Raw genomic sequence first — 20,692 nt, 5'->3', positions numbered from 1 at the left:
AGTTTCTAAAAGTTTATACAAAAATATATGCTTTATTTATGCTCAATGACTAGATATAAATCACTTGTATAAATAATGAGTTGGTTTGGTTGTATTTATTATATTAATCAAATGAAAATTAAATAATAACCTTGGACGGTATGATTTTAATTTTTTATTTATAGTCTGAATTTTTTGATCATCATAAATAATAATTAAGCATTTAAGATAATAAGTTTTTTATTATTCAAGTGATTTTTATTTGTATGTTTAATTCAATTGAATTTACTAAAACCCTAAAAGAAAATACTTTATACATATCAGTCTTTATATTTGTCGTAATTTGTCAATGAATTCGTGGTGAAATGTCAATACGCATATTTCTAAATTTTATACTTTAACACTGTGTTGTGAATATTTATCAATAAAATTCCACAACTTTTATAACTTTAAGAAATGATTTAAATCAATACCAATCGATAAGACAGCACGAAGGATTTGTGAATCTTGGTATGTATTTTAGTTTGAGACGACGATATAGACCATGACAAGAAAATTTTTATAAATTGGAGTACGTATGCAAGATTTTACTTTATCTAAGTGGGTATTTTTAATTGCAACAGTAGTTTATTCAAGCCATTCTTTTGCGGGTTTTAATGTAAATCCAATTGTAGACAGCTATGAAAATAAAAATAGTCCTCAACCAATTGTGCTTGTACATGGCTTAGCTGGGGCAGAACATGTAAAGTTTTTAGGAAAATTTTCTATTTATGACTACTGGGGCTCAACATTAACTCAATTGGCTGAACAGTCCACACCAGCGATAGCAGTTTCTATAAGTCCTTTAAATAGCAATGAATATCGTGGTGAAGAATTAATCAAGCATTTACAGTATATTCAAACGACTTACTATCGTGATGACGTTAAATTTAATTTAGTAGGGCATAGTCAAGGGGGACCAACGTCCCGTTATGCGCTTGGGGTTAAACCTGAGTTGGTGTCCTCCATCGCGACTGTTGGTTCTCCACATCGGGGAAGTCCATTTGCTGATCAAAATATCCAAGAATATGAAGCAACTGGGAAATTAGATATTAGCAGTATGTTGCCTTATTCTTCGCTACAGTCTGTGTTGAATTTTTTGCAAAATATCATTTATAGACATGATTTTTTAAGTGCACTTCATAAAATTATAATTGATGGCAGATTAGATGAAAATGATATTAAAACCTTTAATGCCAACACCTCGTTCTGGGTGTGGGGCGGTGAGGGTGTTAGAAAATTACCAGATGAAGATTATCGTCGTAACAGTCTAAATTATATTAATTTGCTTGAAGGGATCCGAGCCAATAGTGCCAAAAGTATGCAAGATTTTAATACTTTATTCCCTGAAGGTATTCCCATTTCTGCTCAATGTCTAAAACAGACAGCTAATCCAAGCGATTATAATCTACCCAATACACCTGATCGATATTTTATCAAAGGATCCGATGGAAATTCCTATCCTATTTATATGACATCATGGACGGGAAAAATTGATGAAGTGGTAAATTTATTTCCCAACCAAGCACATGATGGTACGGTCTCGGTATGTAGTAGTCGTCTAGGAAACTTAAAAGGAATTTATAACTGGAAACATAGAGAACAGTCAGGAACATTTAGTAAATACGATGAATCATTCTCAGTTTCAGGCTGGCCTTGGAATTGGGGTTGGGTTCAAACACCGACGAAATGGGCAACAATTCCAAACCCAATTGATGTTTTAAAAGATCATGCAAATTATTTAAAGAAAAATAATATGTGATTGACTTTGGGCTATATTGATCTATAAAGAATAAATATAGCTTGATTTTATTTAAAACAAAAAATCAGGGATTTTAAATGAAAAAAAGTATTTTAGTTTCATCTTTTTTTCTAGTGGTTATTGTTTGTTTTCTATGGCTTGTATTTAAGCCAATAGATAAACAGACAAATAATCAGGAGGATTTAAAGCCAGATCAAGCGACCGCTTTAAATATAGGTGGTATAAAACCAAGCAATGGTTTTATACCCATTGCGGTTGATGCGTTTGGAGGGAATATTTACTGTGAATTAAGTTTTGATACAAATCAAACTTTTGTTTTGGATAATATGACCAAGGATTGTTTTGATAAGTTACTAAAAAATAATCCAACTGAATCTGATCCTACCAATTTTGGTTTAAATTTTTTCAATAAGCTGTTGGTTGATCCGACTCAAAGTATCGTAAAGGATTTATGGATTAGGTATGTCAAATATACCGATCAGGTCATTTTAACCCATAAGGCACATTCGAAAAATCAAGCGAATTATATAAATGCGAAAAGACTGTTAGATGCGATTCGATCTATCCGAGCAAGATTTTTCACTCCCTTTGAGATAAAGGCATTATTTGGTGCAAGTGACAAAATTGAAGATTATGAGTTGGTTGTATTAAAAATAAATCAATCTACAGGGATGACAGATGATGAAATCGAACAGGAACTCAATACAGCGATAAGCAACCTGCCCGAAAAATCGAGAAAGGCCATAAAGTTTAATAAAGACTTTAACGATGTATCTCGTAAAGTTCAGGAAATAAAAAATAGAGGAGGTTCACAGGAAGAGATACGCAAGGAGCGGTTAAAAGTGTTTGGTCCTGAAGTGACCGAGCGGATGGAATCTGTTGATCAATCAAGAGCGCAATTTAAAAACCAAGCAGAAATATATATGCAAAAGCGAGGTGAAATTTTGCAGCGTGATTTAAATATGCTTGATCAGGAAAAATCAATTGAAGCGCTTAGAAAAGAAATTTTTAGTGACAGATATGATAAGCGGAGAATTATCAGTTTGGAAAAAATTTATGATACGGAAAAATCGCTAGATATTCTCAATTAATGCATGTGTATTCAATGAATCAATCTAGTTAATGGGACCGTAGAGAATAAATAAAGTTAGGTCTTATTTAGTATTTGTAATCTAGCCATAGTTTAAGGAGTAAAGTATGACAGCCAAAATTACACGACGAGAACTTATTCAAAAAAGCCTATTCGGTTTTGGTGCACTGTCTTTATCTGCGGGTTTTACGGGATGTAATGACAGTTCAGATCGAGAATCAACAACACTACAAGTCAATTTTGAACATGGGGTTGCTAGTGGAGACCCTTTACAAGATCGCGTGATTTTATGGACACGCTTAACGCCCAATGATAGCAGCGCACGTTTGCAAGTGACTTGGGAAATTGCTTTAGATGATCAATTCAAGCAAATCATTAAAACAGACAAAGTCACCACAGCAAAAGCACAAGACTTCACGGTGAAAGTTGATGCCACAAACTTAAAACCAGATCAACGCTACTTCTATCGTTTTAGCTTTGGCAATAAATTTTCACCAGTTGGACAAACCAAAACACTACCAATCAATCCGACCAAGGTCAGTTTTGCGGTATGTTCTTGCGCGAATTATCCAGCAGGGTATTTCTATGTTTATCGTGAAATGGCCAAGCAAGATGTTGATGTGGTGATTCATTTGGGTGATTATATTTATGAATATGGTCAAGGTGGGTATGCAACAGAAGATGCAGTGAAGTTAGGACGTACTTTGGCTGCGGACAATAATCAAGAAATTATCAAGTTAGATGATTATCGCAAACGCTATGCGTTATATCGTAAAGACAAAGATTTACAAACATTGCATCACCGTCACCCATTTATTGTGATTTGGGATGATCATGAGTTGGCAAATGATACATGGCGAGATGGTGCTGAAAATCACCAAGCCAATGAAGGGTCTTTCCTCGATCGTAAACTTGCAGCATTACAAGCGTACTTTGAATGGATGCCGATTCGTCCTATTTCCGCAAATGATCATCTCAATATTTATCGCCAGTTTGACTTTGGTACACTGGTGCAATTGACCATGTTAGATACCCGTATCCTTGCCAGAGATAAGCAACTGGAATATACCGATTATATCACCGCTTCTGGTATGGATTTTCAACGTTTTCAGACTGACTTAACCAATCAGAATCGAACCTTAATGGGGTATACCCAACGTGAATGGTTACAGCAAAAGTTGGCTCAATCCAAGGCAACTTGGAATGTATTGGGTCAGCAAGTGTTGATGGGTAAGATATTAATCCCTGCTGAATTACTGGTACCGTTGAGCGCTGTTCTAAGTGGAAATGCAACTCAAGAGGTTTTAAATCAAATCAATACGATGATTATGGAGTTGGTGCAACTGAAAATGCGTGTGCTACAGGGCGATCCAACATTGACAGCAATTGAAAAGGCACGTTTAACCACTGTCGCACCTTATAATTTAGATGCTTGGGATGGTTATTATGTTGAACGAGAAATTCTGTATGGCACTTTAAAAGCATTGAACAAGAAGGTCGTAGTGCTGGCAGGTGATACCCATAATGCATGGTCATCAGAGTTGTATAGTCAGGCGGGTGATTTTGTCGGTGTCGAGCTGGCGACAAGTTCGGTGTCATCACCGGGAATTGAAAAGTATCTCAATATTCCAGTGGAACAGTTACAGCAGTTTGAAATGGCGTTTACCACACTGATTGATGAGTTGGATTATACCAATCTAAATCAACGTGGTTATCTGAATGTCAGCTTTACTGCAACGCAGGTTCAAGCGGACTGGATCTATGTCGATACCATTAAAGAGCCGCAATATACTGTGGATACAAAACGTGGGCATCAAGTGGTGTTGAATAATCAATTGGTCAATGCCCGCTCGATTAAGAAAACTGCCTAACAAAAGACTATTTAATTTTATATCGCCTGACTACTGAAGAAGATTTAGATGTGATTGCTATCACATCATTTCTTCAGTAGTGCAGGGTTTAGCTGTCTTTGTACACATAATGAAATAACACAAGAATATCAGGAGTAAAAAAACATGGCTGGATTATCGATTTGGCACGTACTTATTTTTGCAATTGTGGTGATCTTACTTTTTGGCACATCTAAATTAAAAAATTTAGGTAAAGATGTCGGCGGTGCGGTGAAGGATTTTAAAAAATCAATTCAAGATGATGAAACAACCGCTGCTGCACTGAATGAACCAAGAACACAGGAACATCAAAATAGCAATACTGATGTGAACTCTACGGTAAAGCATTAAAACTGGAGAATTAACACATGCTTGATGTCGGATTTTCTGAATTATTGGTTTTTGGGATTATTGCGCTGTTGGTGTTAGGGCCAGATAAACTCCCTGAAGCTGCGCGTTTTGTTGCGAAATGGTACAGTAAATTGAAACGTCTCATCAGCAATGTTCAGAACGACATTGACCGTGAATTACGCTTATCCGAATTGCGCGAACAGATGCAGAATGAGATGCAGCGCATTCAAGAATTAGAGCAAAAAATGCAGGCGCAGATGCATGAGCTACAGCAATTATCGGCTATGCCTGGAGATGCTATACAGCAAGAACAAGCGCCAGCGCTATTAGAGAAACAGCAATTAGAACAACCGCAATTAAAAGAACAGCAAATAGCCCAGCTGAGGGTGAAGCAGATTTATCAACCGGTCTCACGTGCTATTCCTACTGTTTATTTGCCAAGTATTTGGCTAAAACAGGCTAAATCTAATGATGACAAACTCAGCATTGTTCCTGTTCATTCCAAATCAATATCGCAATTGAAGGTGGCCGTATGACGTCAATGATACCGCAGCTCCAAGAGCAAGCTTCTGAAGAAGCGACTCAGCTTGAAGCAATGCCGATCACCCGACATTTGATGCTGTTGCGTCAGCATTTGTTTAAAATTATCGGGGTATTAATTGTGCTTTTTTTCTGTTTGTTGCCATTTGCAAACAGAACTTATTCAATGTTATCTGAACCATTACGTGCCCAATTACCTGCCAGTTCGACCATGATTGCTACAGATGTAACTGCAACATTTATGGCACCTTTTAAACTGAATTTCTTTATTGCGCTGATGTTGGCGATGCCTTTCATTATTTATCAGATTTGGGCATTTATTAAACCTGCGTTGTATGAAAAAGAAAAGAATCTGGCATTCCCATTGTTATTGAGCAGTATTTGCTTGTTTTATTCAGGAATTGCCTTTGCCTATTTTATTGCCTTGCCTTCGATTCTGCATTTTTTTATCAGTGTTTCACCTGATACCGTTGCGCCAATGACGGACATTAACAGTTACTTAAGTTTTTGTTTAAAACTCTTTTTGGTGTTTGGGGTCACTTTTGAAATTCCAATTATTACACTGGTACTGATTTTAATCGGTTTGGTCAGTACGCAAACGTTGGTGGAAAAAAGACGCTTTATTATTGTGGGCTGTTTTTTTATTGCAATGTTTGTCACGCCACCAGATGCTATTTCGATGATCATGCTGGCAATTCCAATGTGGATGTTGTTTGAATTGGGATTGGTATTTGGCAAGATGATTGAAAAACGTAAACGTGTATAAGCACTGATTTTTAGCGAAAGTGGTTAAGTGTTGCTTTGTTCTTTTCAACCTTTCTTTCTTAAAGTAGGCAAATTTATATTTAAGTGTATAAATTCGCCATATCTTTAGATTTTAGCTTATCTTTGTCTCATTGATGGGTGCGTAATACTGTTCTAAACCCCACATGCGTTGCGGCCAAATCAAACTCTTGCGGATATCGACTACTATTTCGATAACGAGAGCAATAACTTGAAGCACATAAGAAAGAACCACCTTTAATCACATATTGGGTTGCTGCGATGCTTTGCTGACGCAGATCCGTATAATTTCCCATATGTTGATCATGCGCACCTTGATATACAGAAGAGGTCCATTCCCAAACATTACCAATCATATCGAACAATTGGAACGCATTGGCAGGGTAGCAACCGACAGGTGCTACACCTGAAAAATGGTCTTCTACAGAATTATGCAATGGAAATTCACCTTGCCAATAATTGGCTTGTGGATGTTGATGGGCATCCTGAGGCGCTTGATGCAGTGGCGTATCGGTTTTTGAGCCCGCCTTTGCAGCATATTCCCATTCTGGTTCAGTAGGTAAATCTCGTCCTAACCAAACTGCATAATGTTCAGCATCATTTTTGGTCACATAGCGAACAGGTTCAGCAGGGCGTGGAGCTTGACCCGAAGCGCCATTGGGCGTTTTCCAAGTGTAATCAGACTTGAGTTGCCACCACTGATTAGGCTTATTGGTATCTGGTGAAAATACAGCCGCCTGTTTCTGTTGCTCTGCATCGGTTATATAGCCTGTGGCTTTTACAAAACTGCTAAATTGCGCCACAGTCACTTCGGTTTGATCGATCCAGAAACCCTCAACTTGACGTTGTTTTTGCCCAAAATTAAGTTCATCGGGATAGGCTTTATCGGAGCCGAGCTGAAATGAACCTTTGGCAATCCAAACCATCCCCGCTGTTGGCTTTTTTTGCCACGCATCGGGTAAACCTGAATAGTGTTCGCATTGCTGTAATGAACCAAGCGGTGTAGAAGCTTTACTGCTTTGTTTGGGAGAATGATGCGAGTCGGTCGTAACCTTATTGCAGCCTGTTACAAGGAACAGGCTACACAGTGCAATTAAAAGAGGGCTAAACTTCATTGAATGTTGTATTCCTTGACTCCATTTTGTTGGGTGTATTTGTTATATACATCAAGCAGTTCTTGTAGTTTTGCTGGGTTATTTTGTGCAATGTTTTGGGTTTCACCACGGTCATTTTTTAAGTTATATAACTCCCAAGTTCCCGTTCCTAGCTCTGCTTTACCTTGTAAAGCAATTTTCCATTCGCCTTGACGTGCATATTTACTGCCATGCAATTCATCAGCAAAACTAAAGTTTACAGGGCGAATCGTCTGCGCTTTATTTTCAAGCACCGATTTCCAAGAGTAGCCACTTGGGGTATTAATCTGACGGCCTTTATATTGACCTTGTGGGACGGCAATATTGGCATAATCTAAAACGGTTGGGAAAACATCGAGCACTGAAGCAAAACCATGATAGGTTGCTTGCGCTTTGTTTTGATGAGGAAGTTTAACAATGGCTGGTGCTGTGGTTGCACCTTCACCTGCAGTATCTTTCCATAAGTGGAAAGGCGCAGCACTGACTTCAGCCCAACGCGGACCGACATAGTGATAAGAACTGGATGTACCGACATTACTCACCCGATTATCAAAACCTGATTCGGCTCCATAATTACCACGGATAAAGCCTTCAGCCCCATTATCTGAAACAAAGAAAATTAAAGTATTGTCGTATAAGTTATTGCGTTTTAAATACTCAATCACGCGTCCAATATTGGCATCAAGGTTTTCAACCATTCCCGCATAGATTTCCATTCTGCGTGCTTCTAATACTTTTTGCTCAGCGGAAAGTTCATTCCATTTGCCATATTTTTGTGGTGCATTTTGTGTCGCAATCGGTTCGGCTGCAGTAAAGTTGGCTGGAATTAGACCAAGTTGTTTTTGGCGGGCAATACGACCATTACGAATCACATCATAACCAGCATCGTACACGCCACGATAACGGTCACGATATTCAGCTGGGGCTTGTAATGGCCAATGAGGTGCTGTGTAAGCAGCATAGGCAAAGAATGGTTTGCCTGAATTTTTTCCTGATTCTAAATAGCTAATTAGCTTATCGGTGAAGTAATTGGTTGAGAAAAAATCATCGGGTAAGGCTGAAATTGGAACAACTTTGCCATCCTCTGTATAGGTGGCATTACGTTTGTAGGCACTAGGCGCTTGTTTAAAGTGTAAATCTAAACCTTGTAATAGCGTAAATGAGTGATCGAAGCCTTTTACATGTGCGTTGGTTTCAGCGGTTAAACCGAGGTGCCATTTTCCGCTGATATAGGTTCGGTAGCCATTATCTTTAAGCACCTCTGCAATTGAGAGTGAGCGCTCATTTAAGTAGCCCTCATAACCCGGTTGGCCCTTTAAGTGAGCAGGGGTGAGCTCAGCCATAGCCCCAATGCCCGCTAAGTGATGGTCTGTCCCCGAAATCAATTGTGAACGTGTCGGTGAGCAGGTCGGGGCAGTATGGTAGTCCGTTAAAATCCGACCTTCTTTGGTCAGTGCGTCAATATTTGGGGTGTGTATTTCTCCACCAAAAGCGCCTAAATCCGAATAACCTAAATCATCTGCCATGATGAATAAAATGTTTGGTTGTTTCTTGGTTTCCACCACAGTATTTGAATGGTCGGAATCATTATTATTACATGCTGAAATTGAAAGGCTGAATAATGCAATGGAAAGTGTAGTAAGCAGATTTTTATGAGACATACGTGTCGACTTGGTTTTCTAAAAAATTAGGCTGAGTTTAGAGTGTTAATTTTTATGGTAAAAATAATTAAAATTTGATTGTTAATCTGAAAAAAAGAAAAGCCCTCAATATGCTTCCAAATAGATGTTGAAATCATTTAAAAGTAAGCATGTTGAGCTGTTTAATAAAACCAAAATACTTCTAGGCTTAAAAAAATGAGCACCATCAGCTTATAACAAGGCCTTGGATATGCTTTAGGCATATTCGGAAAGTTTTATATTCGTAATAGTTTAATACATGATATTCAAATACACTTTTGTAATATCATTGGTTTTAGCATAGCAACAATTTGAATCTATCCAGCTCTACAATTTAATCTGATTAAACTTTAAACGCCGATGTAAATAAACAAGTCACTTTGGTTGCGAATGAATATTTTTTAAACAAAAATATACAGAACTGTCTGTTTTTATGTTGATGGTGTATTGATTAATTGAAGATTAATGTGATAAATTCTACAGAATTAGAGGGAGATCTTTTTTTAAAGATTCTTGATGCCTTGATCCTATTTCCTTTCCCCAAGGGAAATAGGAGTTTTTAAGGCTGAATAAAAAAGCAATGGATAAAGATATTTATAAAAGACAGAAAATATATTATCTCAATACGGACTCAGATAAATTTTATTAAATAATGCATTTGTATGAGCTGTATTTTAAGAGTAATAATACGAATATATAGGTAAGTATTACGATGAAAATTTATGAAATGATATTTCATAAAGGCACTTATGAACAAACACGCTTATTTTATATTCAGAATAATAAAGCTTCACGTCAGCATTTTATTGAAAATATGCGCTTAGAACTTGAGCAAGAACTTAAGGATTTCAATCTCAGTTGTAAGTCTCAGTATAAGCATGATTTATTTGCTTTGTACAAAAAAGTCCAAAAAGAAAGCCACTTACATTTAGATGCGATGGAAGATGAATTTATACAAAATTCAAAAGCCATTTTTGATCAATGTATTTGTTTAATTGTTAAAAGTCATGAGGTTTTAAATGTTGTAAAACCGCTGATTTGAAAAACTATCAGTCAAAATAAATAATCATTAAAAATTAATTATATAAAGTAGTAAGGTCGTGGTTTTATTGTCTTCAATCATAGTGCAGCCAATTGCCGTTGCGCTAATTCATAGCCTTGATCTGCGGCTTTTTTTAACCATGCTTTCGCTTTGTTGATATCTTGAGGCAGACCTGAATTTCCATCTAAGTATAGAGATCCCAATTTAAATTGTGCTGACACATCACCATTTTCAGCCGACTTAAGATACCAATAATTTGCAAGATCTTGATCTTTATTTATATTTTTCCCATCTGCATATTCTTCAGCTAAATTGTATTGTGCCATGGCATTGTTCTGATTTGCAGATTTGGTCAGCCATTCAATACCTTTACGGGAATTTTTACTGACACCTGATCCCCATAAATAACTCATTGCTAAACTAAGTTGAGATTTTGCATCACCCGCTTCAGCGGCTTTTTTAAACCAAAAAACACCTTTTTCTTCATCAAAGGACACACCCTGATTGCCACTGCTATAAAGATAACCCACTTGGTATTGCGCTTTTACGTCCCCATTGTTGGCTTTTTCGAGTAGCGCTTCAAAACTTTCTGCAAATACAACTGTAGCGGGGAACAATGTAAGAATAATCAGAGGATACAGCAGTTTTTTAATTTTAAATTTCATCATTTTTTCAATCATTTGTGTCTTTTAATCAATAAAATTAAAGTGCAAAATTAAGTTATAGTCAACTTAATTTGAGCCAAGACTTATTCTATTTGGTCTTTCAAGCTTAGCTCCCTAGGGAACTAAGCTTACCTAAATAATGAAAATGAAGAGCTTATATCACTCGACAAATTGGGGTAAAAGACGCTATTAATACTACACAAAATTATCTAAACACTCGCATGTTTAGTGGTGAGCAGCATTAAAGCATCGTCCTAAGTATCCAGCTTACATATTTGGATAGTTAGGCCCACCACCACCTTCCGGTGTTACCCATGTGATATTCTGAGATGGATCTTTGATATCACAAGTCTTACAGTGAACACAGTTTACAGCATTAATCTGGAAGCGCTTAGAACCATCATCATTTTCCATAATCTCGTAAACACCAGCAGGGCAGTAGCGTTGAGCAGGCTCATCCCATTTTGGTAAGTTGACATTGACTGGAATCGAAGCATCGGTCAGCTTTAAGTGAGCTGGCTGATTTTCTTCATGTACGGTATTCGATACAAATACAGAAGATAAACGATCAAAGGTTAATTTACCGTCTGGCTTTGGATAAGTAGGTTTAAATGTCGCAGCATCTACAGTTTTTAATGCACTAAAGTCAGGTGCAAAGTCATGTAGGGTAAATGGCACTTTAAAGATATTTTGATCGATAAAGTTAAATGCACCACCCATCCATAAACCGAATTTATGCATTGCTGGACCAAAGTTACGCGAACGATGTAACTCTTCTTTTAACCAACTGTTGTTAAACTTGTCCGTATATGCAGTCAATTCTTTGGCAAAGAAATCTTCGCCTTCAGCGACACGCGCAACCGCTAAATCGCCACCTTTCTCATGACCCGCTTGGATTGCTTCAAATACAGCTTCACCGCATAACATACCTGATTTCATCGCAGTATGAGAGCCTTTGATTTTAGCAAAGTTTAAGAAACCAGCATCATCACCAATTACGCAACCGCCTGGGAAGGTTAGTTTAGGCAGAGAGTTTAGACCGCCTTTAACAACTGCACGTGCGCCATAAGAAATACGCTTACCACCTTCAAGATATTGCTTGATCAGTGGATGTGTTTTCCAACGTTGCATTTCAGCAAAAGGATACATGTGTGGATTTTCATAAGATAAATCAACAATCATCCCCAAGGTCACTTGGTTGTTTTCAGCGTGATATAACCACCAGCCGCCTGAAGAACCTGTTTCTGCCAAAGGCCAGCCTGAACCATGCATTACTAAACCTGGTTTATGTTTAGCAGGGTCAATTTCCCAAAGTTCTTTGATCCCGATACCGTAATGTTGCGGATCAGCATCTTGATCTAAGTTGTATTTTGCAATCAAACGTTTACCAAGGTGTCCACGGCAACCTTCTGCAAAAATTGTGTATTTCGCATGAAGTTCATAGCCGGGAGTAAAGTTATGCGTCGGTTCACCATCTTTACCAATACCCATATCACCAGTTTGGATGCCTTTTACAGAACCATCTTCATGATAAAGGATTTCTGAAGCAGCAAAGCCAGGGAAGATAGAAACTTCTAACTCTTCCGCTTTTTGACCTAACCAACGCACGACATTACCCAATGAAATAACATAGTTACCATCATTGTGCATGGTTTTAGGCACCATCCAGTGTGGTGCTTCTTGTGACTTTTCGGCAGACATGAGGAAATAAGTTTTGTCCTCAGTCACAGGTACATTTAAAGGTGCACCTTGTTCTTTCCAGTCAGGGAAAAGTTCATTGATTGCACGAGGTTCAAGTACAGCACCAGAAAGAATATGCGCACCGACTTCAGAGCCTTTTTCAACCACACAGACGGAAAGGTCTGGAAGATTGTTTTCAAGCGCTAATTGACGAATTTTAATCGCAGCAGAAAGACCCGCAGGGCCTGCGCCTACGATCACTACGTCAAACTCCATTGACTCTCGTTGTAAATCTTTCATAAAAAGAAATCCTATTTCGCTTAGCGGTATTTTAATTTATTGGGGTAAAAATATCAAATAAAAAAGCATCAAAAAAGGGCTGCTTGATGAGCAAATTCAAAATGATATCCACAAAAAAGCCAGCTAGATTTAGCTGGCTTTAAAATGGGATAACTGATTTTACAAGGTCTACTTTTACGATTTTTGCGGATCGTAGAGTTTTTCCTTGATGAATAGGGCAGGAATAACGCCGCAAATTAAATAAGCAGCTCCCATCACCACAAAACCTAAACCAATAGAACCACCCGATGCCAAGTAGCCAATCGTTGCAGGCGCAAGTGCTGCACCAAGACGCCCCACGTTATAGGCACCACCAATCGCTGTACCACGAATCGCTGTTGGGAAACTTTCCGTCATATAGGTGGCATTTACACCATAAGGAATACCGTATAAAAATCCGAAAGCGATCAGTAAATATAAAATGTTGCTGGGTGAGTTATAAAAAACAATCAGTGGTAGAAAAATAGCGGTCCCAATCGCACCAAAGGCATAAGTAAAGCGACGACCAAGTTTGTCAGCCATCATCCCCGCAAGGACCTTACCGAGGATCATGGCGGTATAGGTACCGACCATATATGCGGTCATTTCCTTAAACTTCATGCCTAATTCACTTTCTAGATATGAAGGCATCCAGTTATTTACCCCATAATAACCAAATTGCAAGAAGCCTGCTGTGAGCGCCCACAAGATAAACATATTGCGATTTCGTTTATCTTTAAAAATCAGTTTAAATGCTGAAGTTTCCTCAGAATTTTTATCACGTGTTGGTTGTTGTAAACGAGACTGTTGCCATGCGAGTGGTTCTGGTACCAAAAGATGCATTAAAACAGCAATCAATACAGGTACAATGGCAACATAAAACAGCATACGCCAGCCATGATCTGGAATAATCCATCCAGCGAGTAGCGTTGCAACAATATAGCCAACCGTCCAACCTGCTTGTAAGGTACCCAATACCGTTGTACGGTAACGTGTAGGTACATATTCCGCCATCAAGGTATTGCAGGCAATATAAAGCGAGCCTAGTCCGAGAGAAGCAAAAAAGCGTAATAGACCAAATTCAAGAAAACTTTGGGTAAAGCCTAGTCCACATGTAAGTAGTGAGAAGGTGAGAATAGAAATAACCACGATCCGTACTCGACCAAATTTGTCACATGCCCATCCCCCAAATATCCCACCAACAGCCATACCCGCCAAGGTAAAACTACCCAGCATACCTGCCTGAACGGAACTTAAACCAAAATCTGCCTTAATACTGTTGAGACTATAAGACAGCAGCATCAGATCGGCACCATCCACCAACAAGGCTAAAAATGCAAAAATAAATGCAATTTTCCAAGTATGAGGTTGTATTGAAGAGAGATGCGTATTGTAGTTTGTCGCCATAATCCATTACCTACATTTGATTTACAGCACTTCAAATCGTTTTAAAGTGCCTAAAAGTTAATTAAGACGCAGCACGAATCATATTTCGCGCAATAATCATTTGTTGAATTTGGGTGGTGCCTTCATAGAGACGGAATAAACGTACATCTCGGTAAAAACGTTCAATGGCATATTCACTGATATAGCCAGAGCCACCATGAATCTGTACGCAGCGATCGGCCACGCGACCACACATTTCAGTGGCAAACATTTTTGCGCATGATGCTTCTGTGCTAACGTTATGCCCAGCATCACGTTGTCTTGCCGCATCTAAAACCATACATTGCGCTGCATAAATTTCTGCTTTGGAGTCAGCAAGCATGGCTTGAATCAGTTGAAATTCAGCAATCGCTTGCCCAAATTGCTTACGCTCAAGGGCGAACTTTAAAGTATCGTCTAACATACGTATGGCAGCACCGACACTGATTGCGGCTATATGTAAACGACCTTTATCCAAGACTTTCATTGCGGTTTTAAATCCTACACCTTCGACACCACCAATCAGTGCTGAGGCAGGAACCCGACAGTTTTCAAAAATCACATCACAGGTATGGGCACCTTTTTGCCCCATTTTTTTATCTGTTTTACCCAGAGAGATTCCTGCGGTTTTGCGATCTACGATAAAAGCAGAAATTCCACCAGCACCTTTAATGTCAGGATTGGTTCGTGCCATCACCGTAAATACCCCTGCATGAGGTGCATTGGTAATAAAGCGTTTGGTGCCATTTAAAATATAAAACTCACCTTCTTTTACTGCGCTGGTTTTTAAAGAGGCAGCATCTGAGCCTGCATCTGGTTCAGTTAGGCAAAAAGAACTGATCACTTCACCACGTGCTAAACGGGGCAAGAAAAATGATTTTTGAGTTTCGGTACCATCAATAATCAGGCCACTCGAACCGATTCCATTATTGGTGCCGATCAGTGAACGAAAGGCAGGTGAAGTACGTCCAAGTTCAAAAGCGATAGACACCTCTTCTTCCATGGTCAAGCCAAGACCTTCATATTCTTCTGGAATCGTCAGTCCAAACAAACCCAAAGCTTTCATTTGCTCAATGATGGCTTGAGGGATTTGATCTGTTTCTGCGACTTCATTCTCATGAGGAATAAGGACACCATCTACAAACTGTCGAATCATATCTACCAGTTGTTTGAGTGTTTCCTGATCTCGAATCATAGTCTTGTCCTTTGTACAACATGTTGAAAACATCGAGGAGATGTTGCTAAAACCCTGCATATTGATGCGATAGTAATCAAAGGATCAGTAGAAAACAATATATTTTGAAAATTAATTTCGCAATGCGGTATATTGTGCTTGTTTTTCAGTTGGCTAATTATTTGATTTAATTAATCTATATTTGTTGAATAAAAATCATCACTTTTGATGAAAAAATTAAGTTTTATTTTTAAAGTTTTCTGTGTATATTAAAAATATATATCGCTATGCGAAATTTATATTAAATAAATTTTCCTGTAGGAAATTAATCAAAGGTTAGTGGAATAAACATGGGTGCTTTAAATGGAATTCGTGTACTTGACTTAAGTCGAGTACTGGCTGGACCGTGGTGTGGACAGATTCTTGCCGATTTAGGCGCAGAAGTGATTAAGGTTGAAAGACCGAAACTAGGTGATGATACGCGTTCTTGGGGACCACCTTGGATGAAAGATGATGCTGGTCAAGAGACACGAGAAGCCGCTTATTATCAGTCGACCAATCGCAATAAACTTTCTGTTGCAATAGATATTGCAAATCCTGAAGGGCAGGCACTCATCAAAGCACTTATTCAAGATACCGATGTGGTCATTGAAAACTACAAAGCTGGTTCTTTGAAAAAATATGGCTTGGATTATGCTTCTTTATCAGAAATTAATCCTAAACTGGTTTATTGCTCGATTACGGGTTTTGGTCAAAATGGACCGAGAGCAGAAGAACCTGGCTATGATTTTATCATTCAGGGAATGGGTGGACTGATGTCCATCACGGGTGAAAAAGATGATTTGCCCGGTGGTGGTCCGCAAAAAGTAGGTGTCGCATTTTCAGACTTATCAACAGGACTATATTCAACCATTGCCATACAAGCTGCTTTGCTCAATCGTCATGTAACAGGTTTAGGGCAACATATTGATATGGCTTTACTTGATGTGCAAATTGCTACAATGGCAAATCAGGGAATGAATTATCTTTCATCTGGGAAAGTGCCGGTACGTTATGGCAATGCACATGCCAATATTGTGCCTTATCAATTGTTTAAAGCCGCTGACCGAGAGTTTATCATTGCTTGTGGTAATGACACCCAGTTTATCCAACTGTGTAGAAGTATTGGTTTGCCAGAGTTACCCAATGATGTTCGATTTACCCGTAATGCAGATCGTGTTAAGCATCGTGATGAAGTGATAGAAATTTTATCAAAGCATTTTTTAAGCAAGACTGCCGATGAGTGGGTGAGTGCAATTTATGCTGCTAAAGTGCCTGTTGGTGTGATTAATAATCTAGAACAAGCTTTTAATGAACCTCAAGTGATTGCGCGAGAGATGTTAGTAGAAATGCAACATCCTCAACGTGAAAAACTTACTGTGGTCGGTTCTCCGATTAAGCTTTCACGTACACCTGTAGAGTATAGAAATGCGCCTCCTTTATTGGGCGAACATACTCAAACAATCTTAGGCCGTATTATCTCTCCAGCAAAACTTGATGAGTTAAAAGCCAAAGGGGTGATAGGATAGTTTTTAAATAGATGATGTGAGCAGTCTAAAGCCATTTTTTTCAATAAAATAAGCAAATTTAGACTTTTCACATCGAGATGGATGCATCGTTTTATTTTCAAAGTGAATCAGATGATTGCTTTTTGCTATTTATAGAAAAAATAGATTATAATTTTCGCAGTGCGAAACAAATATGTGAATTGGTATAACCATGAATGATGCCGTAGATGCAGAACAAACAGAAAAATTATTAGCGCCTTTGAGGCATGAGTTATTGCATCCGATTGAAGATATGCAAGATGAAAATGATCGTCAATTTATTACAGCTTTAGGACGTGGTTTAGAACTCTTACGTTGCTTTACCCCAAAACATCAGCATTTGGGTAATCAAGAGTTATCACAAATGACGGGTTTGCCTAAACCGACCATTACCCGTTTAACGCACACATTGTCACGTTTGGGCTATATCAAGCAGGTCCCAAATTCAAGCAAATTTCAACTTTCAGTTGGGGTTTTGGCGTTTGGTTACTCCATGCTTTCTAATGTGTCTATCCGTAATATTGCACATCCCTATATGAAAAACTTAGCGGATTATGCGGGTGCTGCTGTGGCAATGGCAACGCGTGATCGTCTAAATATGATTTATTTGGATGTGGTACAAGGCAAGGGCAATATGACCATGCGTCGCCAAGTCGGTACTTATTTACCGATTCATTTAAGTTCAATGGGACGTGCATGTCTGGCTGCAATGCCTGAAGATGAAAGAGAGTTTTTACTTGATGCAATCCGTAGCAAACATAAAGACGATTGGATCAAGATTAACCGTGATTTAGATAAGGCATTTAAAGATTATCAAGATTTTGGTTATTGTTTTTCAATTGGTGAATGGCATAAAGATGTCAATTCAGTGGCAGTCCCCTTGATTCATGAACAACATGGTCTACTGGTATTTAACTGCGGCGGACCAAGCTTTATTATGAACCGCGAAAAACTTGAAGAGGATATTGCACCGCGTCTTCTCCACATGGTGAATAATATCCGCACTGAAATTAGCTAATTTTATTGCTTTAAAACTGAAAGGCCAGCAACGATCTACATTGTTGGCCTTTTTAATAAGATGCATGTTAAATAGTTTGCTTACGAAAAATGGGTGTTTTTTTTCATCAAGGTACTCAGAGCTTGTTTAAATTCGTCACCTTGCAAACAAAGTGAGAATACAGTGGACTCATGATCGATCAGATTTAATAAATCATCGACAAGCATAGGATGCTAAGAAATGAGCCTCTAAATATAAAATAGTGAGTGGAAAGAATATGAAAACCAAAATTACAGAATTATTTGGAATTGAACATCCGATTATTCAAGGCGGTATGCATTATGTCGGTTTTGCCGAGCTGGCTGCTGCAGTTTCAAATGCGGGTGGGTTAGGCATTATTACCGGTTTAACCCAGCGAACACCTGAAAATCTAGCAAAAGAAATTGCCCGATGTCGAGAAATGACCGATAAGCCTTTTGGTGTCAATTTAACTTTCTTACCCACAGTCAATACACCTGATTATCCGGGTTTTGTTGAGGCAATTATTAAGGGTGGGGTAAAAGTTGTAGAAACAGCAGGCCGTAATCCTGAACAGGTCATGCCTTATTTAAAGGCTGCTGGAATTAAAGTGATTCATAAATGTACTTCGGTTCGGCATAGTCTAAAAGCTCAAAAAATTGGATGTGATGCTGTTTCTGTCGATGGTTTTGAGTGTGGTGGGCACCCCGGTGAAGATGATGTACCGAATATGATTTTATTGCCTTTAGCTGCCGATACCTTAGAAATTCCTTTTGTTGCATCAGGTGGCATGGCTGATGGACGCTCACTTGCTGCCGCTTTAGCCATGGGGGCGGATGGCATTAATATGGGAACGCGTTTTATTGCAACTCAAGAAGCGCCAGTACACGCAAATGTAAAACAAGCGATCCTGAATGCTACGGAAAGAGATACTCGTTTAATTATGCGTGCTTTACGTAATACTGAGCGTGTTATGAATAATGCGGCTGTAGAAAAAATTGTAGCCAAAGAAAAAGCACTTGGTGACCAGATTAAATTTGAAGATATCATTGAAGAAGTTGCAGGTGTTTATCCTAAAGTGATGATCGATGGTGATGTCAATGCTGGGGCATGGTCATGTGGTTTGGTTGCTAGTCTGATCCATGACATTCCGACATGTGATGAACTGGTCAACCGTATTGTAAAAGATGCAGAAGACATTATTCGTGGACGTTTATTTGGGCTTTTATAAACATCTATTTGAGTTCAGCTTTATCTCGATGATGAAAGACTGCTTTTAAAGATCAGCACAACACTATGAGTTGTGCTGATTTTTAGCATCTGTAAGACAATAATATAAACACAGCAGGGCAAAAACTAAGCCCAAGATACATACACCTGTCCAGCCAAAATGTTTCCATGCATAGCTTCCACTCGTAGTCCCTAAAGCACCGCCAGCGAAATAACCTGTCATATAGATGGCATTGAAACGTGAACGCAATTGTTGGTTAAGCTTAAAGACAATACTCTGATTGGTGACATGAACAGCCGAGAGCGAAGCATAAAGGATAAGTAAGGCAATGATATAAAAGATAAAATGATAAGAGAGCAACAAAAACAATAGCCAACTTAAAATCAGACCGATACCACAACATATCGAAATTTTATGAATATAGCCTTGATCAATAAATTTACCTGAAAAATTGGCAACGAATGTCCCTAAAACACCGACAAACCCAAATAAGCCAATCGTAAAATCACTGAAAAAATAAGGCGCAGGAGCTAAGAGTAAAGACATGGTGGTAAAGGTTAAGCTTACACAGGCAAAGGTTAATCCACCAATATAGGTTCTGATTCTTAGGCGACGATTTTGAATAAAGATTTGCGGCAGTGAGTGAATTGTTTTGAGATAATTTTCAGATTTGGTTGGAGGAAATAAGCCAATATTACGGTACAAAATAATCGCAATGAGCAATAATAAAAAACCGCTGAGCAGATAAATAACATTCCAAGCAAAAAGCGTCGACATCATCCCTGATAATGAACGTGCCAATAAGACACCCATCATTAGCCCACTCAGTAAAAATCCAACAACACGACCACTATGTTGAATTGGAACCAGACTGGCAGCCAGTGGTAACAACAGTTGGGCTGAACTAGAAAATAATCCTGTAATGATGGTACCGAGCATTAACAGATAAATATTGTGGGAAAAACCACTAATAATTAGCCCAATTGAGGCAAGCAGCATAAATATAAATAACAACTTACGCTTTTCGAGAATATCGCCTAAAGGCATTAAAAATAGCAGACCTGCTGCATAGGTGATTTGCGCTAAAGTAGGCACCCATGCTGTGGTTGTATCTGCTAAATTTAAACTTAGACTAATGGAATGAATCAGTGGTTGGCTAAAATAATTCCCACCAGTACAGATGCCTGCTGCAACTGCCATTAAAATAATGGTTGGGGTATAGAGAGTGTTTTTCATCATGCCTATGGTTTGTCATTATGAAATCGGAACTTTAATTCACACAACCATGTATCTGCTGATTTTAAGCATCTG

General features: G+C 38.5%; 17 protein-coding genes and 1 pseudogene. 10 read left to right on the top strand and 8 right to left on the bottom strand.

Features of this window, described 5'->3' with window-relative positions; translation table 11 throughout:
• Positions 1 to 556 precede the first annotated feature (556 nt).
• From ACQ7EO_RS13680 to tatC, 6 genes are all read left to right on the top strand, one after another.
• Positions 557 to 1,780: an alpha/beta fold hydrolase gene (locus ACQ7EO_RS13680; RefSeq protein WP_434277664.1), complete on the top strand. Its 1,224-nt coding sequence runs from the start codon at positions 557 to 559 to the stop codon at positions 1,778 to 1,780.
• A gap of 77 nt (positions 1,781 to 1,857) precedes the next feature.
• Entirely contained in the window at positions 1,858 to 2,871 is a 1,014-nt protein-coding gene (locus ACQ7EO_RS13675; protein ID WP_303577354.1) for a lipase secretion chaperone, read from the top strand.
• A 106-nt stretch (positions 2,872 to 2,977) separates the two neighbouring features.
• A complete protein-coding gene (locus ACQ7EO_RS13670) occupies positions 2,978 to 4,741 on the top strand; it encodes an alkaline phosphatase D family protein (RefSeq protein ID WP_434277662.1) in 1,764 nt (587 codons plus the stop codon).
• Between the two features lie 144 nt (positions 4,742 to 4,885).
• The gene (gene tatA, locus ACQ7EO_RS13665) at positions 4,886 to 5,110 is read left to right on the top strand and encodes a Sec-independent protein translocase subunit TatA (protein ID WP_004721490.1); all 225 of its coding nucleotides are present in this window, start codon (positions 4,886 to 4,888) and stop codon (positions 5,108 to 5,110) included.
• Positions 5,111 to 5,127: 17 nt separating this feature from the next.
• Complete coding sequence (gene tatB, locus ACQ7EO_RS13660) at positions 5,128 to 5,646, top strand: Sec-independent protein translocase protein TatB (RefSeq protein ID WP_434277660.1); 519 nt, start codon at positions 5,128 to 5,130, stop codon at positions 5,644 to 5,646.
• Entirely contained in the window at positions 5,643 to 6,416 is a 774-nt protein-coding gene (gene tatC / locus ACQ7EO_RS13655) for a twin-arginine translocase subunit TatC (protein ID WP_239045947.1), read from the top strand. Before tatB ends, tatC begins: the two co-directional genes overlap by 4 nt.
• A gap of 127 nt (positions 6,417 to 6,543) precedes the next feature.
• Here the strand turns inward: tatC and ACQ7EO_RS13650 are convergent, their stop codons facing one another.
• Together ACQ7EO_RS13650 and ACQ7EO_RS13645 are read right to left on the bottom strand one after the other, a co-directional pair.
• The gene (locus ACQ7EO_RS13650) at positions 6,544 to 7,548 is read right to left on the bottom strand and encodes an SUMF1/EgtB/PvdO family nonheme iron enzyme (RefSeq protein ID WP_434277658.1); all 1,005 of its coding nucleotides are present in this window, start codon (positions 7,546 to 7,548) and stop codon (positions 6,544 to 6,546) included.
• Positions 7,545 to 9,227 carry an arylsulfatase gene (locus ACQ7EO_RS13645; RefSeq protein WP_434277657.1) on the bottom strand — a complete coding sequence of 561 codons (1,683 nt, stop codon included), beginning with the start codon at positions 9,225 to 9,227 and terminating at the stop codon, positions 7,545 to 7,547. Before ACQ7EO_RS13645 ends, ACQ7EO_RS13650 begins: the two co-directional genes overlap by 4 nt.
• Positions 9,228 to 9,957: 730 nt before the next feature.
• Here ACQ7EO_RS13645 and ACQ7EO_RS13640 point away from each other — a divergent pair.
• On the top strand, positions 9,958 to 10,287 hold the full coding sequence (locus ACQ7EO_RS13640; RefSeq protein WP_004721480.1) for a hypothetical protein: 330 nt from the start codon (positions 9,958 to 9,960) through the stop codon (positions 10,285 to 10,287).
• Positions 10,288 to 10,364: 77 nt separating this feature from the next.
• On the opposite strand, the gene ACQ7EO_RS13635 is transcribed toward ACQ7EO_RS13640, so the two are convergent.
• The 4 genes from ACQ7EO_RS13635 to ACQ7EO_RS13620 all read right to left on the bottom strand — a co-directional run bounded on the left by ACQ7EO_RS13635 (position 10,365) and on the right by ACQ7EO_RS13620 (position 15,570).
• On the bottom strand, positions 10,365 to 10,955 hold the full coding sequence (locus tag ACQ7EO_RS13635; RefSeq protein ID WP_434277656.1) for a tetratricopeptide repeat protein: 591 nt from the start codon (positions 10,953 to 10,955) through the stop codon (positions 10,365 to 10,367).
• Between the two features lie 264 nt (positions 10,956 to 11,219).
• The gene (locus tag ACQ7EO_RS13630) at positions 11,220 to 12,932 is read right to left on the bottom strand and encodes a 4Fe-4S dicluster domain-containing protein (RefSeq protein ID WP_434277654.1); all 1,713 of its coding nucleotides are present in this window, start codon (positions 12,930 to 12,932) and stop codon (positions 11,220 to 11,222) included.
• Positions 12,933 to 13,106: 174 nt separating this feature from the next.
• Complete coding sequence (locus ACQ7EO_RS13625) at positions 13,107 to 14,357, bottom strand: MFS transporter (protein ID WP_004820519.1); 1,251 nt, start codon at positions 14,355 to 14,357, stop codon at positions 13,107 to 13,109.
• A gap of 61 nt (positions 14,358 to 14,418) precedes the next feature.
• On the bottom strand, positions 14,419 to 15,570 hold the full coding sequence (locus ACQ7EO_RS13620; RefSeq protein ID WP_004820521.1) for an acyl-CoA dehydrogenase family protein: 1,152 nt from the start codon (positions 15,568 to 15,570) through the stop codon (positions 14,419 to 14,421).
• Between the two features lie 329 nt (positions 15,571 to 15,899).
• Here ACQ7EO_RS13620 and ACQ7EO_RS13615 point away from each other — a divergent pair, with 329 nt between their 5' ends.
• Positions 15,900 to 17,117 carry a CaiB/BaiF CoA transferase family protein gene (locus tag ACQ7EO_RS13615; RefSeq protein ID WP_262781827.1) on the top strand — a complete coding sequence of 406 codons (1,218 nt, stop codon included), beginning with the start codon at positions 15,900 to 15,902 and terminating at the stop codon, positions 17,115 to 17,117.
• 190 nt (positions 17,118 to 17,307) lie between these two features.
• A complete protein-coding gene (locus ACQ7EO_RS13610; protein WP_004721467.1) occupies positions 17,308 to 18,153 on the top strand; it encodes an IclR family transcriptional regulator in 846 nt (281 codons plus the stop codon).
• Positions 18,154 to 18,233: 80 nt separating this feature from the next.
• Here ACQ7EO_RS13610 and ACQ7EO_RS13605 read toward each other — a convergent pair.
• Positions 18,234 to 18,359, bottom strand: a pseudogene (locus tag ACQ7EO_RS13605) (enoyl-CoA hydratase); the annotation flags it as partial.
• Positions 18,360 to 18,409: 50 nt separating this feature from the next.
• On the opposite strand from ACQ7EO_RS13605, the gene ACQ7EO_RS13600 reads away from it, so the two are divergent.
• On the top strand, positions 18,410 to 19,381 hold the full coding sequence (locus ACQ7EO_RS13600; protein ID WP_314340795.1) for an NAD(P)H-dependent flavin oxidoreductase: 972 nt from the start codon (positions 18,410 to 18,412) through the stop codon (positions 19,379 to 19,381).
• A gap of 63 nt (positions 19,382 to 19,444) precedes the next feature.
• Here the strand turns inward: ACQ7EO_RS13600 and ACQ7EO_RS13595 are convergent, their stop codons facing one another.
• Positions 19,445 to 20,620, bottom strand: coding sequence for an MFS transporter (locus ACQ7EO_RS13595; protein WP_434277652.1), 1,176 nt, complete (start codon positions 20,618 to 20,620; stop codon positions 19,445 to 19,447).
• Between the last annotated feature and the right edge of the window lie 72 nt (positions 20,621 to 20,692).

This window comes from Acinetobacter sp. CE-15, assembly GCF_051059255.1.
In the GTDB taxonomy this organism is placed as follows: Bacteria; Pseudomonadota; Gammaproteobacteria; order Pseudomonadales; family Moraxellaceae; genus Acinetobacter; species Acinetobacter guillouiae.
Note: the sequence above shows the minus strand (reverse complement) of the source record. Positions and strands in the feature narration are given on the sequence as shown.

Coding starts and splice junctions, on each gene's coding strand:
- ACQ7EO_RS13610 (WP_004721467.1), top strand. CDS start 17,308: ATGAATGATGCCGTAGATGCAGAACAAACAGAAAAATTATTAGCGCCT.
- ACQ7EO_RS13625 (WP_004820519.1), bottom strand. CDS start 14,357: ATGGCGACAAACTACAATACGCATCTCTCTTCAATACAACCTCATACT.
- ACQ7EO_RS13645 (WP_434277657.1), bottom strand. CDS start 9,227: ATGTCTCATAAAAATCTGCTTACTACACTTTCCATTGCATTATTCAGC.
- ACQ7EO_RS13675 (WP_303577354.1), top strand. CDS start 1,858: ATGAAAAAAAGTATTTTAGTTTCATCTTTTTTTCTAGTGGTTATTGTT.
- ACQ7EO_RS13640 (WP_004721480.1), top strand. CDS start 9,958: ATGAAAATTTATGAAATGATATTTCATAAAGGCACTTATGAACAAACA.
- tatB (WP_434277660.1), top strand. CDS start 5,128: ATGCTTGATGTCGGATTTTCTGAATTATTGGTTTTTGGGATTATTGCG.
- ACQ7EO_RS13650 (WP_434277658.1), bottom strand. CDS start 7,548: ATGAAGTTTAGCCCTCTTTTAATTGCACTGTGTAGCCTGTTCCTTGTA.
- ACQ7EO_RS13680 (WP_434277664.1), top strand. CDS start 557: ATGCAAGATTTTACTTTATCTAAGTGGGTATTTTTAATTGCAACAGTA.
- ACQ7EO_RS13615 (WP_262781827.1), top strand. CDS start 15,900: ATGGGTGCTTTAAATGGAATTCGTGTACTTGACTTAAGTCGAGTACTG.
- ACQ7EO_RS13595 (WP_434277652.1), bottom strand. CDS start 20,620: ATGATGAAAAACACTCTCTATACCCCAACCATTATTTTAATGGCAGTT.
- ACQ7EO_RS13600 (WP_314340795.1), top strand. CDS start 18,410: ATGAAAACCAAAATTACAGAATTATTTGGAATTGAACATCCGATTATT.
- tatC (WP_239045947.1), top strand. CDS start 5,643: ATGACGTCAATGATACCGCAGCTCCAAGAGCAAGCTTCTGAAGAAGCG.
- tatA (WP_004721490.1), top strand. CDS start 4,886: ATGGCTGGATTATCGATTTGGCACGTACTTATTTTTGCAATTGTGGTG.
- ACQ7EO_RS13635 (WP_434277656.1), bottom strand. CDS start 10,955: ATGATGAAATTTAAAATTAAAAAACTGCTGTATCCTCTGATTATTCTT.
- ACQ7EO_RS13670 (WP_434277662.1), top strand. CDS start 2,978: ATGACAGCCAAAATTACACGACGAGAACTTATTCAAAAAAGCCTATTC.
- ACQ7EO_RS13620 (WP_004820521.1), bottom strand. CDS start 15,570: ATGATTCGAGATCAGGAAACACTCAAACAACTGGTAGATATGATTCGA.
- ACQ7EO_RS13630 (WP_434277654.1), bottom strand. CDS start 12,932: ATGAAAGATTTACAACGAGAGTCAATGGAGTTTGACGTAGTGATCGTA.